General features: G+C 73.8%; 16 protein-coding genes. 9 read left to right on the top strand and 7 right to left on the bottom strand.

Features of this window, described 5'->3' with window-relative positions:
- The coding region (locus C3489_RS13175; RefSeq protein ID WP_103781966.1) for a GlxA family transcriptional regulator at window positions 1-825 on the top strand (825 nt) is incomplete at its 5' end.
- Window positions 826-829: 4 nt separating this feature from the next.
- On the opposite strand, the gene C3489_RS13180 is transcribed toward C3489_RS13175, so the two are convergent.
- Complete coding sequence (locus C3489_RS13180; protein WP_103781967.1) at window positions 830-2,461, bottom strand: amidohydrolase; 1,632 nt, start codon at window positions 2,459-2,461, stop codon at window positions 830-832.
- Between the two features lie 26 nt (window positions 2,462-2,487).
- Window positions 2,488-3,966, bottom strand: a complete 1,479-nt coding sequence (locus C3489_RS13185; RefSeq protein ID WP_103781968.1) for an APC family permease — start codon at window positions 3,964-3,966, stop codon at window positions 2,488-2,490.
- A 143-nt stretch (window positions 3,967-4,109) separates the two neighbouring features.
- Between C3489_RS13185 and C3489_RS13190 the strand changes: the two genes are divergently transcribed.
- The 3 genes from C3489_RS13190 (at window position 4,110) to C3489_RS13200 (ending at window position 5,770) form a co-directional block, all read left to right on the top strand.
- Window positions 4,110-4,829 carry a TetR/AcrR family transcriptional regulator gene (locus C3489_RS13190; RefSeq protein ID WP_103781969.1) on the top strand — a complete coding sequence of 240 codons (720 nt, stop codon included), beginning with the start codon at window positions 4,110-4,112 and terminating at the stop codon, window positions 4,827-4,829.
- 16 nt (window positions 4,830-4,845) lie between these two features.
- The gene (locus C3489_RS13195) at window positions 4,846-5,310 is read left to right on the top strand and encodes a pyridoxamine 5'-phosphate oxidase family protein (protein ID WP_103781970.1); all 465 of its coding nucleotides are present in this window, start codon (window positions 4,846-4,848) and stop codon (window positions 5,308-5,310) included.
- Between the two features lie 67 nt (window positions 5,311-5,377).
- A complete protein-coding gene (locus C3489_RS13200) occupies window positions 5,378-5,770 on the top strand; it encodes a VOC family protein (RefSeq protein WP_103781971.1) in 393 nt (130 codons plus the stop codon).
- A gap of 152 nt (window positions 5,771-5,922) precedes the next feature.
- Here the strand turns inward: C3489_RS13200 and C3489_RS13205 are convergent, their stop codons facing one another.
- Window positions 5,923-6,225: a DUF4235 domain-containing protein gene (locus C3489_RS13205; protein ID WP_258054677.1), complete on the bottom strand. Its 303-nt coding sequence runs from the start codon at window positions 6,223-6,225 to the stop codon at window positions 5,923-5,925.
- Between the two features lie 43 nt (window positions 6,226-6,268).
- Entirely contained in the window at window positions 6,269-7,288 is a 1,020-nt protein-coding gene (locus tag C3489_RS13210) for a glutathione S-transferase family protein (protein WP_103781973.1), read from the bottom strand.
- A gap of 173 nt (window positions 7,289-7,461) precedes the next feature.
- On the opposite strand from C3489_RS13210, the gene C3489_RS13215 reads away from it, so the two are divergent.
- The 3 genes from C3489_RS13215 to C3489_RS13225 all read left to right on the top strand — a co-directional run bounded on the left by C3489_RS13215 (window position 7,462) and on the right by C3489_RS13225 (window position 10,064).
- Window positions 7,462-8,373: a cation diffusion facilitator family transporter gene (locus C3489_RS13215; protein ID WP_374936740.1), complete on the top strand. Its 912-nt coding sequence runs from the start codon at window positions 7,462-7,464 to the stop codon at window positions 8,371-8,373.
- Window positions 8,374-8,636: 263 nt separating this feature from the next.
- Window positions 8,637-9,848: a cytochrome P450 gene (locus C3489_RS13220; RefSeq protein ID WP_103781975.1), complete on the top strand. Its 1,212-nt coding sequence runs from the start codon at window positions 8,637-8,639 to the stop codon at window positions 9,846-9,848.
- A 15-nt stretch (window positions 9,849-9,863) separates the two neighbouring features.
- Window positions 9,864-10,064 carry a ferredoxin gene (locus tag C3489_RS13225; RefSeq protein ID WP_103781976.1) on the top strand — a complete coding sequence of 67 codons (201 nt, stop codon included), beginning with the start codon at window positions 9,864-9,866 and terminating at the stop codon, window positions 10,062-10,064.
- 111 nt (window positions 10,065-10,175) lie between these two features.
- Here C3489_RS13225 and C3489_RS13230 read toward each other — a convergent pair whose 3' ends face one another.
- Complete coding sequence (locus tag C3489_RS13230) at window positions 10,176-10,727, bottom strand: TetR/AcrR family transcriptional regulator (protein ID WP_103781977.1); 552 nt, start codon at window positions 10,725-10,727, stop codon at window positions 10,176-10,178.
- A 129-nt stretch (window positions 10,728-10,856) separates the two neighbouring features.
- On the opposite strand from C3489_RS13230, the gene C3489_RS13235 reads away from it, so the two are divergent.
- Both C3489_RS13235 and C3489_RS13240 read left to right on the top strand, forming a co-directional pair.
- Complete coding sequence (locus tag C3489_RS13235; protein WP_103781978.1) at window positions 10,857-11,315, top strand: nuclear transport factor 2 family protein; 459 nt, start codon at window positions 10,857-10,859, stop codon at window positions 11,313-11,315.
- Between the two features lie 72 nt (window positions 11,316-11,387).
- On the top strand, window positions 11,388-12,356 hold the full coding sequence (locus C3489_RS13240) for an aldo/keto reductase (RefSeq protein ID WP_103781979.1): 969 nt from the start codon (window positions 11,388-11,390) through the stop codon (window positions 12,354-12,356).
- 39 nt (window positions 12,357-12,395) lie between these two features.
- Here the strand turns inward: C3489_RS13240 and C3489_RS13245 are convergent, their stop codons facing one another.
- Window positions 12,396-13,076 carry a DUF4232 domain-containing protein gene (locus C3489_RS13245; protein WP_103782052.1) on the bottom strand — a complete coding sequence of 227 codons (681 nt, stop codon included), beginning with the start codon at window positions 13,074-13,076 and terminating at the stop codon, window positions 12,396-12,398.
- A gap of 48 nt (window positions 13,077-13,124) precedes the next feature.
- A complete protein-coding gene (locus C3489_RS13250; protein ID WP_103781980.1) occupies window positions 13,125-15,527 on the bottom strand; it encodes a SpoIIE family protein phosphatase in 2,403 nt (800 codons plus the stop codon).
- Window positions 15,528-15,543 lie beyond the last annotated feature (16 nt).

The raw sequence follows: 15,543 nt of genomic DNA on the forward strand, positions 1-15,543 counted from the left end.
GACGGACGCCCGGTGCGCACGACCACCGACTTCGCCATCGCCGTGGACCACGGGCCCGAGGTCCTGGAGACCGCCGACACGGTCGTCGTCGCGCCCGTCGACCCCGCCCGCATCACCGCCGAGCCGCCGGATCAGGTGCGGGCCGCGCTCGCCCGGATCCGCCCCGGCGCCCGGCTGGTCTCCATCTGCACCGGCGCCTTCGTGCTGGCCGCGGCCGGGCTGCTGGACGGGCACAAGGCCACCACGCACTGGCTGCTCGCCGACGACTTCCGCCGTATGTTCCCGCACATCGCGCTCGACCCGGACGTGCTGTTCGTCGACGACGGCCGGGTCCTGACCTCCGCCGGCGCCGCGGCCGGCGTCGACCTGTTGCTGCACATCCTGCGCAAGGACCACGGCAGCGCCCTCGCCAACGCCATCGCCCGGTGCTGCGTGGTGCCGCCGTTCCGGGACGGCGGGCAGGCCCAGTACATCCAGCAGCCGGTGCCCGACACCGCCGCCGCGAGCACGGCCGCCACCCGGGCGTGGGCCCTGGAGCGCCTCGGCGAGCCGCTCACCCTGAGCGATCTCGCCGGGCACGCCCGGATGAGCCTGCGCACCTTCGCCCGCCGCTTCAACGACGAGGTCGGTGTCAGCCCGGGCCGCTGGCTGATCCAGCAGCGCGTGGCCCGGGCCCAGCACCTGCTGGAGACCAGCGACCTGTCCGTGGACCAGATCGCCGGCCAGGTCGGCTTCGCCACCGGCGCCTCCCTGCGCCAGCATCTGCAGGCCGCTATCGGCGTCTCACCGCGGACCTACCGGCGCACGTTCCAGGCGGCCCGCTGAACCGTCAGGCGTCCGGGGCGGCGTACACGCGCTCACCGCCGACGTACGTGTGGGCCACCCGGGTCTCGGCGAGTTCCCGGGGCGGGAGCGCGAACGGGTCGCGGTCCAGCATGACGAGGTCGGCGAGGGCGCCCGGGCGGATCTCGCCGGTGTCGTCCAGGTGGTTCACATGGGCCGAGCCCGCGGTGTACGCGGTGAGGGCCGCGGACAGGGACAGGCGTTCGCCGGGGAGGAAGACCGGGGCGTCCCCGCCCGGCTCCACCCGGTTGACGGCGACGTGGACGCCCTGCAGCGGGTCGGGGCTGCTGACCGGCCAGTCGCTGCCCGCTGCCAGGCGTGCCCCGGAACGCAGCAGCGAGCCGAACGGGTACTGCCACGCCGCGCGTTCGGGGCCGAGGAACGGGATCGTCAGCTCGTCCATCTGCGGCTCGTGCGCCGCCCACAGCGGCTGGATGTTCGCCGTGGCCCCGAGGCGCGCGAACCGGGGCACGTCGTCGGGGTGCACGACCTGAAGATGCGCCAGATGCGGGCGCGTGTCGCTCGGCCCGCTCGCCGCCCGCGCCGCCTCGACGGCGTCCAGCGCGTCGCGTACGGCCCGGTCGCCGAGCGCGTGGAAGTGGCACTGGAAGCCGAGCGCGTCCAGCTCGGTGACGTACTGCGGCAGCCGTGCCGCGTCCACGAAGCTCTTGCCCCGGTTGGCGGTGGCGCACCCGCACGCGTCCAGATACGGCTCCAGCAGCGCCGCCGTGCCGTTCTCCGCGACGCCGTCCAGCATCAGCTTCACGCTGCCGGCCCGGAACCGGCCGGTGCTCAACTCCCGCCGCCGCTCGACGAGTTCGGGAATCTGCTCGGCTCCGCGCTCCCGGTCCCACCACAGGGCGCCGCGCACTCGTGCGGTGAGTGATCCGTCCCGGGCGGCGGCGCGGTACGCCTCGGACGGGTCGGGCATGCCGAGGAAGTTCCCGACGAGGGCGTCCTGCCAGGCGGTGATCCCGAGCGCGTGCAGGGTGGCCTGCGCGTGCAGCAGCGCCGCCCTGAGGTCGGCGGGCGTGGGCGCCGGGGTGAGCCGGGCGACCAGCTGCATCGCCCCCTCCTGGAGCGTCCCGCTCGGCTCGCCGGAGGCGTCCCGCTCGATCCGCCCGTCGGCCGGGTCGGGCGTGTCCCGGGTGATGCCCGCGAGCTTCAGCGCGAGGCTGTTCACCCACGCGCCGTGGTGGTCGCGGTTGGGCAGGTACACCGGCCGGTCCGGGACGACGGCGTCCAGCAGCTCCTTCGTCGGCGTACCGCCCGCGAAGGCCTCCATCGACCAGCCGCCGCCGGTGATCCACTCCCGCTCCGGACGGGCGGCCGCGTACGCGCGGACGGCCGCGACGCTCTCCTCGGCCGTCCTGGTGCCGGTCAGGTCGCACTGGGTCAGCTCCAGGCCGGCCGACAGCGGATGCACATGCGCGTCCTGGAAGCCGGGCAGCAGCAGCCGCCCGGCGAGGTCGACGACCTCCGTGCGCGGCCCGGCCAGTTCGCGCAGCTCGTCACCGCCGACCGCGGTGATCCGTTCACCGGTGACGGCCACGGCGGTGGCGGTGCGGCCCTCCGGTGTGAGGACGGGGCCGTTGAGGAAGAGCAGGTCGGCGTGCATGGGTTCCTTTCCTGGAAGAGCGTGCATCACTGGGTGGCGGTGAGGAGTTCGGGCGCGTCGGCGTCGGTGCCCTCGCCGGTGCGGAAGTACGGCGATCCGCGCCTCCACTTCGCCCATGCCGCGGCCACGCATCCGGAGGCGACCATCAGCAGGGGCATCGTCAGCAGGAACCAGCCGTTGTCCGCGCGCAGCGCGAAGTGGTCGGTGGAGGTGAGGAAGGTCCAGCCGAGGTAGCCGCCGAGCCCGAGCAGCGCGGCGGCGCTCAGCGCGGGCAGCACCACCGCCCGCACGCCCTGCCGGGGGTCGGTGCGCAGCAGTGCGCGGAAGCGTGCGGCGGCGGCGAGCGCGGTGAGCGCGTAGGAGAGGGCGACGACGATCCCGACGGCGTTCACGGTCGCCATGATCATGTCCGCCAGGCGCGGGATCACCAGCGACAGCGCGGCCACCGCCACCGCCAGCGCCCCGATCAGCAGCGTCCCGGCCGCCGGGGTGCCGTAGCGGGGGCTGACCCGGGCCCACACCGGGCCCAGCGTGCGGTCCCGGCCCATGGCGAACATCGCCCGGGCCGTCGGGATCACCCCGGCCTGCAGCGAGGCGACCGCCGAGAACATCAGCGCCACCAGCGGCAGCACGGCCAGCGGGCGGTCGGCGAGCCGGTCGCCGAAGAAGGCCAGCCCCTCCGCGCCGTGCCCCACCAGCTCCCGATCGCTCAGGACGCGCTGGAAGGCGACGGAACCGAGCAGGAACAGCGCCAGCATCGTCGCCAGCGTGATGAACCCGGCCCGTGCGGCGTCGCGCGGCTCGCGCACCTCCTCGTTCACGCTGAACGCGGACTCGAACCCCCAGTAGCAGAACACCGACAGCAGCAGCCCCTGCGCGAGCGCCTGCGCCGAGGGCAGGGCGAACGGGTCGAACCACTCCCAGCGGAAGGGGTGCGGGCCGGCGACGAGGCCGTATCCGCAAAAGCCCAGCAGGACCGCGTACTCGAACACCAGCAGCCAGGTCTGCAGCCGGGCCGCGGTGCGCGCGCCGGTCACCGCGGTCAGCGTGACGGCCGCCAGGACGACGGCGCCGACCGCGGTGGTCTGGGCGGTCGAGCCCGGGTCCAGGCCGAGCCCGCCGACCCGGTGCACTCCGGCGTCCCCGGCCAGCTGCAGCAGCGCCGAACCGGTGACGGCCGTGGTGTAGGCGAGGAAGGCCACCGTCGCGACGATGTTCACCCACCCCACCAGGAAACCGAGCCAGGGGGAGAGCGAACGCCCCACCCACACATAGGCGTTGCCCGCGTTCGGCTCCACGCGGTTCAACCGCGCGTAGGCGCCCGCGATGCCCAGCACCGGCAGGAACGCCAGCAGCATGATCGCCGGCAGGTGCAGCCCGACCACGCCGGCCGTGACGCCCAGCCCGATGCCGATGCTGGTCGTGGCCGCCGTACTGGACGCGGCGATGGCGACGCCGTCGAGCACACCGAGGGATCTGCGCAGCGCTGGTGGCTGGTTCGACATGCCGGCACTCTCCTCGCACCAGGGGGCCCGGACGGGCCCCGGTGAGCCGACATGAAACTGCCGCGCCACTTCACAGGTCAACGGTGTTGTCATAAGGTCCGGGCTCACCGAGGCAGACACCGCGGCACCCTGGAGGCGTCCCCATGACCGACCGTGTCGTCCCGCCCGGCGCCCGCCTGCGCAGGCGGCCCACGAAACAGGGCGTCGTGCTCTCCGAGGAGCTGATCGTCGCCACCGCGCTGCGGCTGATCGAGGAGCACGGCGCCGACGCCCTGTCGGTACGCCGGCTCGGCCGCGCCCTGGGCGCCGACCCCAGCTCCCTGTACCGCTACTTCCGGCACACCGACGACCTGATGCTCGCCGTCGCCGACGAGCTGATCGGCAGCACCCTGCGCACCTGGCGGCCCACCGGCGACTGGCGGGCCGACCTGCGCGAGCTGGGCCTGCGCATGCACGCCGGCGCCCTCGCCCACCCCAGGGCGGCCGTGCTCAGCGCCCACCGCGTCACCGGGCGGGTGCACGAGATCGCCGCGGTGGAGGCCATGCTCGGGGTGCTGCGCGGCGCCGGTTTCCCCGACCGCGAGGCCGTGCGGGTCTACCACGCCTTCGTCGACCAGGCCCTCGCCTTCGGCGCCCTGGACTCGGCGGGCGCCGCCCTGCCCCCGGCCGCGCGGGAGGCGGAGGCGGAGGTCTGGCGGGCCACCTACGCCCGGCTGCCGGCGGACACCCACCCGAACATCGCGGCGACCGCCGGCCATCTCATGGCGACGATGCGGCACAGCTCCTACCCGGCCGCGCTGGACCTGCTGCTGAGCGCGGCCGCGGCACGCCTGGAGCAGGTGCGGGTGCGGGCGGGGGAGTGACGGCCACACTGGTGACATGAGCCGAGCAGCCGTACGCACCGCACAGCAGCGCAAGCACGACACCCTGCACCGCCTGGAACACGACGTGGACGCCTGGGTCGCCACGGCCGCCGAGGACGGTGCGGCGCCGTATCTGGTCCCGCTGTCGTACGTGTGGGACGGCGCCACCCTGCTGCTCGCCACACCCGCCGCCAGCCGTACCGGCCGCAACCTCGTCGCCACGGGGACCGCGCGCCTCGGCATCGGGCCGACCCGGGACGTCGTCCTCGTCGAGGGCACCGTCGCGGCCGTGGAGCCGTACGACCTGCCCGAGGAGGACGCCGAGATCTTCGCGGCCAAGACCGGCTTCGACCCGCGTGAACTGGACACGCCCTACCTGTACTTCCGCGTCCTGCCGCACCGCATCCAGGCCTGGCGCGAGTCGGACGAGCTCGACGGCCGGGAGCTGATGCGGGACGGCCGGTGGCTGGTGACGGACTGAAACCGGGGTATCCGCAGGGGGTGAGGGCGGCCCCCGCCGTCCCGCCGAGCGGATCATCGGAGGAGACATGGCCCTGTTCACGGCCGGCGTCGTGGTGCTCGACTGCGCCGAACCGGAGAAACTCGCCGAGTTCTACACGACGTTGCTGGACGCCGAGCAGGTGGAGGCGAGTGCCAACCGGGTGGAGATCCGGGCGCCGGAGGGCATCCGGCTCGCCTTCCGCCGCGACATGAACGCCACCCCGCCGAGCTGGCCGCGTCCCGAGAACTCCCTCCAGGTGCACCTCGACTTCCGGGTCGAGGACCTCGACGAGGCGGAGCGCCGGATCGTCGGCCTCGGCGGCCGCCCCCTGGACACCAAGGCGGCCGCGGGCCCGCACGAGGAACGCGGCTACGCCGACCCGTCCGGCCACTCCTTCACCCTCCACCGCACCGCCCCCACGGCCCCGAAACAGGGCTGACACCGCAGGCCCGTCCGGGCGGGACGGCGGGACAGGGCCCGGCGTGCGGAACGCCGCCTCACTGCCGTGACCGGGCCCGGGGTGGGGTCGTGAGAACGTGCAGCCGGCCCCGGGCCGCCCGCGCGGAACCCGGGGCCGGCCGCCCGAGCGGGTCAGTCACGGCCGGACTTGTCCTGGGTCGGCCAGACCCCTGTGGAGCGGGCGATGGCCTTCGCGCCCGTGCGGTCCACGGCGCTGCGTACCACGGCGAAGATCGCTCCCTGGACGGCGGCGGCCAGCAGGATCTCGCCCCAGCCGCGGTCCGGGTCCAGCGCGTCCGGCGCGTCGTCCTCGTGCCGGATCAGCTTCCACGTCTTGCGGAACGCGATCCCGGCCAGCGCGCCGCCGGTCCAGCCGAGCACGAAGCCGACGGGCTTGTAGGCGAGGGGAAGCGTCTTTTTCTTCTTCTTGGCCACGGGGTCTCCTTCGATGGGACGCGTCATGAGCGGACGGGAACGGTCAGGGGCGGCCGCGCGCCGGCACCTCCTCGCCGGGCCGCACCGGCCCCGGCGCGGTGCCGTCCCCGAACGGCCGTCCACCCAGCCGCTGTCGGTGATGGGGCGTCAGCCAGCCGTCGAGGTCCGGCCCGAGGGGCACGATGCGGGTCGGGTTGATGCCGGTGTGCACCTGGTAGTAGTGCCGCTTGATGTGGTCGAAGTCCACGGTGTCGCCGAAGCCGGGGGTCTGGAACAGGTCCCGGGCGTAGGCCCACAGCACCTCGTTCTCGGCCAGCTTGAAGCGGTTGCACTTGAAGTGACCGTGATAGACGGCGTCGAAACGCACCAGCGTGGTGAACAGCCGGATGTCGGCCTCGGTGATCGTCTCCCCGACCAGGTACCGCTGCTGCTCCAGCCGGGCCGCCAGCTTCTCCAGCCGCTGGAAGACACCGGTGCAGGCCGCCTCGTACTCCTCCTGCCCGGTGGCGAAACCGGCCCGGTAGACGCCGTTGTTGACGTCCGCGTACACCTCCGCCATCACGGTGTCGATCTCGCGCCGCAGCTCGCGCGGGTACAGATCGGGTGCCCCGGGCCGGTGCAGGGCCCGCCACTCGGTGGCCAGGTCCAGGGTGAGCTGCTGGTAGTCGTTGGTGACCAGCCGCCCGCTGGGCACGTCCACGACCGCCGGCACGCTCACCCCGCCCGGGTAGTCGCTCTCGCGCCGGTCGTAGGCCTCGTGGAGGTAGCGGATGCCGAGCACCGGATCGCGGCCGTCCGGATCCAGCGTGAAGCGCCAGCTGCGGTCGTCCTGGATCGGGTCGGCGATCGCCATCGACAGCGCGTCCTCCAGCCCGAGCAGCCGCCGGGAGATCACCGCCCGGCTCGCCCACGGGCAGGCACGGCTGACCACCAGACGGTAGCGGCCCGCCTCCACCGGCCAGCCGTCGCGGCCGTCGGCGGTGATCCGGTCCGTGAAATGGCTCCGCGACCGGCGGAAGGCCGTCCTGCCGTACGCCTCGTTGCCGTCGCCGTCCCGCCCCATGGTCCGCTCCTTCCGCGCGCTGTCGTCCTCCAGGCTTTCCCGGGTTCCCCGAAACGTCCCACCGGCACGGTGTGATCCCCCACGACCGGGGCAGTCGGCCCTGTGTGAGCGGTACACCGACGCAACGTGACACGGAGCGCAAGGCGGACCGCAGGACGCGGGTCACCGTCCTCGTGGCGCTCGCGGCCAACCTCGTCATCGCCGTCGCCAAGGCGGTCGGCGGCCTGCTCGCGGGCTCGCCCGCACTGCTGTCGGAGGCGGCGCACTCCGTCGCCGACAGTCTCAACGAGGTCTTCCTGCTGGCAGCGCTGCGCCGCAGCCGACGGCCCGCCGACCGGCGGCACCCGTTCGGCTACGGCAAGGAACGCTTCTTCTGGTCGCTGCTCGCGGCCGTCGGCATCTTCGTGATGGGCGGCTGCTTCTCCTTCTTCCAGGGCTTCGAGGCCCTGCACAGCGGCACGGAGGAGAAGTTCAGCGGCTACGTCGCCGGTCTGATCGTCCTCGGCGTCGCCCTGCTGGCCGAGGGCGCCTCGCTGCTGCGGGCGGTGCACCAGGTGCGGCGCCAGGGCGGCACCGCCGGCCTGCGCGACCCGGCGCTGCGCACGGTCGTCGCCGAGGACGGCACCGCGGTGCTCGGCGTGACCCTGGCCCTGGCCGGCATGGCGCTGCACATGGCCACCGGGCAGGTCGGCTACGAGGCCGCCGCGTCCATCGCCATCGGCGCGCTGCTCGTCTGCGTCGCCTACCACCTCGGCCGCGAGGCCCGCGACCAGCTGATCGGGGAGGCCGCCGACCCCGAGGCGAGCGACCGCATCCGCCGGCTGCTGGCCCGGCAGCCGGAGATCGACAGCGTGGAGGCGCTGTTCAGCATGAAGACCGGGCTGGACTCGGCGCTGGTGGCGGCACGGATCGACCTGGTGCCGGGGCTGGACAGCGAGCGGGTGGAGGAGGTCGCCGTCCGCATCAAGCGGTCCATCGCCGACGCCGTGCCGGAGGCGGCGCAGATCTTCCTCGACGTCACCGACCGCGCGGCCCGCGAGTCACATGAGAGCCCCGCCGCGACGGGGGAGCGCGGCGGGGCCTGACACTCACGTGCCCGCCCCGCGCCGGTCCATGCGCGCGGCGCGCGGATTTTTCTCCGCCCGGTCCGGCGCACCCTCGCCTGCCGCGCGCCGGTGACCTCACGGACCGTCATGTGCAAAGGCCCGGCCCGGTGGCGGGTCCGGAGCAAAGGGTTCCGGCCAGATCGCCCCCTTCGTCGATCTGGCCGAACTTCGCGTCGCCGCATAGGTGCCCGAGGCATCTAATGAAGATCGGAACGCCGCACCCTTCCTCTGCGAGGTCTTCCATGACGGACTTGACGGAACGGCCGGAGCTCTTCGCCTTCCCGCAGGACCGCGCCTGCCCCTACCACCCGCCCGCCGCCTACCGCTCCCTGGGCGACGGGCCCCCGCTGCACCGCGTCACCCTCTACGACGGCACCACCGCATGGCTGGTGACCGGGCACGCCGTGGCCCGCGAGCTCCTGGCCGACCCGCGTCTGTCCACCGACCGCACCCGCCCCGGCTTCCCCGCGCTCACGCCCCGCTTCGAGGCGGGCCGCTACCGCAGGACGGCCCTGCTGGGCGTCGACGACCCCGAGCACCGTGTCCAGCGGCGCATGCTGGTGCCCCGGTTCACGCTCAAGCGGGCGAACGAGCTGCGGCCGGACATCCAGCGGATCGTGGACGGACTGCTGGACGCCATGATCGCCCAGGGGCCGCCCGCCGAGCTCGTGAACGCCTTCGCGCTGCCCGTGCCCTCCATGGTGATCTGCGCCCTGCTCGGCGTGCCCTACGCCGACCACGAGTTCTTCGAGGAGCAGTCCCGCCGGCTGCTGCGCGGACCGGCGGCCGAGGACGTCCTGCGGGCGCGCGACCGGCTGGAGGAGTACCTCGGCGACCTGATCGACCGCAAGGCGAGGGAGACCCGGCCCGGCGACGGCGTCCTCGACGAGCTGGTCCACCAGCGGCTGCGCACCGGGGAGGTGGACCGGGCCGACCTCGTCGCGCTGGCCGTCATCCTGCTGGTCGCGGGCCACGAGACCACCGCCAACATGATCTCCCTGGGCACCTACACCCTGCTGCGCCACCCCGAACGGCTCGCCGAGCTGCGCTCCGACCCGGGGCTGGTGCCCTCGGCGGTGGAGGAGCTGATGCGGATGCTGTCGATCGCGGACGGCCTGCTGCGGGTGGCCACGCAGGACATCGAGGTGGCGGGGACGGCCGTCCGGGCCGGCGAGGGCGTGCTGTTCTCGACCTCGGTCATCAACCGCGACGAGACGGTCTATGCCGACCCCGACCGCCTCGACCTGCGCCGCACCGCCCGCCACCACATCGCCTTCGGCTTCGGCATCCACCAGTGCCTGGGCCAGAACCTGGCCCGCGCCGAGCTGGAGATCGCGCTGCGCACGCTCTTCGAACGGCTGCCCGGCCTGCGGCTCGCGGCTCCCGCCGAGGAGATCCCCTTCAAGCCGGGCGACACCATCCAGGGGATGCTCGAACTACCCGTGACCTGGTGAGAGGCGGGCCCACCCATGCGCGTTCACATCGACAGGGACGTCTGCATCGGCGCCGGCCAGTGCGCCCTCGCCGCGCCGGGCGTCTTCACCCAGGACGACGACGGCTACAGCACCCTGCTGGCCGGCCACGAGACCACCGACCCGATGACCCGCGAGGCGGCCCGAGCGTGCCCGGTCGGTGCGATCAGGGTGGAGCAGCGCGACACCCACGTGTGACGTCGCGGCACCGCGCTCACCGCACCGCGACCAGTACCCGCCCCGCGCTGACCGCGCCCCGACGAGTGTCCGCGCCGCGCTGACCGCGCCCGACCAATGTGCGCCCCGCGCTCACCGCGCCCCGACGAGTGTCCGCGCCGCCTCGCGGGCCTCGTCGGCCGGTTCGGTGCCGCCGGTGACGCCCGCCGTGACCATGGCGCCCTCGGCCAGCAGGAACAGCTGCCCGGCCAGCTCCGGCGGCAGCCCGGCCTCCGCCACCAGACCGGCGAGATACGCGCGGAACGCCGCCTTGTGCGCCCGCACCTGACGCGCCACGGCCTCGGAGGTGGCGCCGAGTTCACCGTGGGCGTTGATCCAGGCGCAGCCGCGGAAGCCCTCCTCGGCGAACCAGCCGCGCAGCCAGTCGAACACGGCCAGGACGCGCTCCCGCGGGTCCTCGTGCCGCACCACGTACGCGGCGAGCCGGCCCCGCCAGTGCGCGTCGCGCCGCTCCAGATACGCCTCCACCAGCTGCTCCTTGGCCGGGAAGAGCTGGTAGAGCCGTTTGAGCGAGACGCCCGACGCGGTGCGGATGTCGTCCATGCCGACACGGTGCACACCGCGCCGGTAGAACAGCTCCTCCGCGGCGTCCAGGGCCCGCGCACGGGCGGTCGCGCTGTCCAAGGGCACGGTGCACCACTCCTCGACACGGCGGAGAACAGGGGACGTTGACGCGAGAACGATCGTTCTCTACGTTAGCCGATCATGCGGAGAACGACCGTTCTCCGGTGCCGTGCCGCCGAGGAGGAGACCATGGCCGACCGCCCGCCCCTGCCGCCGTTCACCCGCGAGAGCGCCGCACAGAAGGTGCAGGCCGCCGAGGACGCCTGGAACACCAGGGACCCGCACAAGGTCGCGCTCGCCTACTCCGAGGACTCCGTCTGGCGCAACCGCGACACCTTCCTCACCGGCCGCGCCGAGATCGTCGACTTCCTCACCGCCAAGTGGGCCCGCGAGCTGGACTACGCCCTGCGCAAGGACCTGTGGGCCTTCGACGGCAACCGCATCGCCGTCCGCTTCCAGTACGAGTGCCACGACGCCGACGGCCAGTGGTGGCGCTCCTACGGCAACGAGCTGTGGGAGTTCGACGAGCACGGCCTGATGACCCGGCGCGAGGCGAGCATCAACGACGTACCGATCGAGGAGCACGAGCGCCGCATCCACGGCCCGCGCCCGGACGGCGAGCGGGGCCGCACCTTCCCGCTGCGCTAGCCCCCGGGTTGGAGTGCGCACCAGCACTTAGGCTCGCCCTGTCAGCCGCTGACGAAGGCAGGAGCAGCAACGATGCAGTACGTGAAGCTCGGTTCGACAGGTCTGGACGTCTCCCGGATCTGCCTGGGCTGCATGACCTACGGGGTTCCCGACCGGGGCACGCACGAGTGGACGCTGGACGAGGAGGCCTCCCGGCCGCTGATCCGTCAGGCCCTGGACGCCGGGATCACCTTCTTCGACACCGCCAACGTCTACTCCGACGGCACCAGCGAGGAGATCGTCGGCCGGGCGCTGAAGGACTTCGCCCGCCGCGACGAGATCGTGCTGGCCACCAAGGTGCACGGCCGGATGCGGCCCGGCCCGAACGGCGGCGGGCTGTCCCGCAAGGCGATCATGACCGAGATCGACCACAGCCTCACCCGCCTCGGCACCGACTACGTCGACCTCTACCAGATCCACCGCTGGGACCCGTACACGCCGATCGAGGAGACGATGGAGGCGCTGCACGACGTCGTCAAGGCGGGCAAGGCGCGCTACATCGGGGCCAGTTCGATGTACGCCTGGCAGTTCTCCAAGGCGCAGTACACGGCCGAACTGCACGGCTGGACCAGGTTCGTGTCGATGCAGAACCACTACAACCTCATCTACCGCGAGGAAGAGCGCGAGATGCTGCCGCTCTGCGCCGACCAGGGCGTGGGTGTCCTGCCGTGGAGCCCGCTCGCCCGCGGCCGGCTCACCCGCGACTGGGGCACCGTCACCGGGCGCAGCGAGACGGACAACTTCGGCAGCACCCTCTACCAGGAGGGCGACCGCGCCGTCGTCGAGGCCGTCACCCGTATCGCCGAGGAGCGAGGCGTCCCGCGCGCCCAGGTCGCCCTGGCCTGGCTGCTCCACCAGGACACGGTGACCGCGCCGATCGTCGGCGCCTCCAAGCCGCAGCACCTCCAGGACGCGGTCGCCGCCGTCGAACTGGAGCTCACGGACAAGGAGATCGAGGAGCTCCAGCGGCCGTACGTACCGCACCCGGTCGCCGGCCACTGAGCCCTGAGCCGTGGACGACCGGCGCCGGGCCGGGACGGCTCAGGCGCCCGTGCCCGGGGCGAGCGCGGTCAGGAACACCGTGGAGGCGTTGCCGCCCACGGGGACCGGGCCGCCCTGCCACGGGACCTTGAGCGGCTCGCGCTCGTCGGGCGGGGTGACCAGCAGCGCGGCCGGGGTCGCCGTACGGGCCTCGCTGATCTCCGGGTTGGAGAAGGTCAGCCCGGCCCAGGCGCTGCGTCCCGGCGCCAGCGTCACCCTCGCCGGGGCGGAGCCGCTCTCGCGCCGCGGGTCGGCGCCGAGCTGCCGGCCGGAGCCGTCCACGAACGCGGCGCCCGGGAAGCCGTACACCGTGCAGCTGCGGGCCGAGGTGTTGGTCAGCACGACGGGGAAGTTCTCCTGACCGGCGCCCGGGTTGTTGCGGCCGACCGAGGCGCGCAGCTCGCCGGTGCGGCAGCGGGAGGAGGCCGGTTTCGTCGCCCCGGACGCGGCGGGCGCCTCGGTGGGCCGTGCGCCGCCCGGGGTGCCCGTACCGGCGGGCTCCGTGGCCCCCGGCGGGGTCGTCGTGTCGGGCTGCGCGGAGCCGGTGGCGGTCGCCGCCGGCGGCTGCCGCGTGGTGCTGGCGGCCGTGCCGCCGCCGTCACCGCCGCCGCAGGCGGTCAGCGCGCCCAGCGCGGCGAGCGCGCTCACCAACCGAAGAGGAAAACGCGGGTACAGGGCCATGCTGGACGTCTGCCCCCGGTACGCGCCCACAATGCCCGGCGCGCGGCTTCACTCGGCCGCGTCGCCCGCCTCCGGCTCCTCCAGCAGCGCCAACTCCGCCCAGATGGTCTTGCCTTCGGTCAGGTGCCGGCTGCCCCAGCGCTGGGTGAGCTGGGCGACCAGCAGCAGCCCGCGCCCGCCCTCGTCCCAGGTCTTGGCCCGGCGCAGATGCGGGGCGCTGTGGTTGGTGTCGGACACCTCGCAGATGAGGGTGGTGTCGTCGTGGATGAGCCGCAGCCGGATCGGCGGGGCGCCGTAGCGGATGGCGTTGGTGACCAGTTCGCTCACCACCAGCTCGGCGGTGAACGTGGCGTCGCTCAGCGACCAGGCGGCGAGCTGGTCGACGACCTGCTTGCGGATCGGCGCGACCAGGGACGGATCGGCGGGGATGTCCCAGGTCGCCACCTGGGAGGCCGGCAGCCCCTTGGCGCGGGCCAGCAGCAGCGCCACGTCGTCCGCCGCCCCGCCCGGCGGCAGCAGCGTGTGCAGGACGTGGTCGCAGGTCTCGTCGAGGGAGTCCGCGTCGGCCTCCAGCGCCTCGCACAGCATGCGGTGGCCGGCGTCGACGTCCCGCTCCCGCGACTCGATCAGGCCGTCCGTGTAGAAGGCCAGCACGCTGCCCTCGGCGACCTCCAGCTCGGTGGACTCGAACGGCAGCCCGCCGACGCCCAGCGGCGGACCGGAGGGCAGGTGGACCCGGTGGGCGGAGCCGCCCGGCGGGAGCAGCACGGGCGGCGGATGCCCGGCCCGGGCCAGCGTGCAGCGCCGCGACACCGGGTCGTAGACCGCGTACAGACAGGTCGCGCCGACCTCCCCGGGGCTGCCCTCGCCGCCCGCCTCCTCCGACAGCCTCAGCACGAGGTCGTCGAGGTGGGTGAGCAGCTCGTCCGGCGGCAGGTCGATGTCGGCGAGCGTGCGCACGGCGGTGCGCAGCCGGCCCATGGTGGCGGAGGCCTGCACCCCGTGCCCGACGACGTCCCCGACGACCAGCGCCACCCGCAGCCCCGACAGCGGGATGACGTCGAACCAGTCGCCGCCCACGCCGGAGCGGGCCGCCGGCAGATAGCGGGAGGCGGCCGAGACGGCGGCACTGCGCGGCAGCGAGCGCGGCAGCAGGCTGCGCTGCAGGGCCAGGGCGGTCTCCCGCTCGCGGGAGTAGCGGCGGGCGTTGTCGATGCAGACGGCGGCCCGGGCGGTGATCTCCTCCGCCAGCAGCGCGTCGTCCTCGGTGAAGGGGTCGGGGTGGCGGAAGCGGTGGAAGACGGCGACGCCGAGCGTGGAGCCGCGGGCCTGCAGCGGGACGGCCATGGTGGAGTGGACGCCGTACTGCTTGAACATCTCGTGGCGGCGTTCGTCCCAGGACAGCCAGCGCTCCAGGTCGCCCGAAGGGGCGGAGACGACGATCGCCTGGCCCGCCAGCAGCGCCGCGGCCTGCGGTGAGGGCACCGGGTACTCCTGGGTCTCGCCCGGCATGGTCACCGCCCCGGGGGTGCCGGGGTTCACCGAGTGGTGGGCGGCCCGGCGCAGCAGGACCGGCGGGACCAGCCGGCCCGGTGCCTCCCCGCCGTACTGCTCCGGGTCGAGCAGGTCGACGCTGACGAAGTCGGCGAGCACGGGCACGCACACGGCCGCCAGTTCCTGAGCGGTGCGGGAGACGTCGAGCGTGGTGCCGATGCGCACGCTGGCCTCATTGACCAGTTGCAGCCGTTCGCGTGCCTGGTACTGGTCGGAGAAGTCGTGCGCGGTGACGCACACGCCGCGCACCTCGCCGTCGTCGTCGGTGACCGGGGCCATCCGGGCGAGCCAGACCCGGGGACGGCTCTGACCGCTGACCCGCAGCCGGGTGTGGACGTCCAGCGACCGGCCCGTGGTGAGGACCTGGACGAGATGGCGTTCGAGGTCCTCGCTCTCCCGGTTCCCCCCGATCTCGGCCAGTCTGAGGCCGCGCACCCGCTCTTCCGGCAGACCGACGAGATCGGCCATGGCATCGTTCATCCGGTGCAGCCGCAGCCGCTCGTCGTAGAGGGCGAGGGCGCAGGGGGACTGCACGAGCGCGGCCGCGTCCAGCGGGTCGTCGGGGGAGCGGGGCCCGGCCGGGTCCAGCGGGGTGACCACCAGCCAGTGCCCCGGCTCGCCCTCGCGCGGCCGCAGACGGTGGGCGAGCACCCACACCTCGACCGTACGGCCGTCCCGGTGGCGCAACGTCACCGTCCCGTCCCGGCGCGTCCCCGCCGGTAGCGGACTGTCACCGGCCGCGGTGACCAGCAGCCTGGCGGCGGGCCGGCCCACCACGTCCGCCGCGGTCCACCCCAGCAGCCGTTCCGCTCCGGCGTTCCACCTCGTCACCGTGCCTTCGTCGGAGATGACAGCCCGAGCCGTCGCGGCATCGTCGAACGGGTAGTCCGGGCTCATCCTCGCCACTCCATTG

The organism is Streptomyces sp. Ru71 (genome assembly GCF_002920535.1).
Lineage (GTDB): Bacteria > Actinomycetota > Actinomycetes > Streptomycetales > Streptomycetaceae > Streptomyces.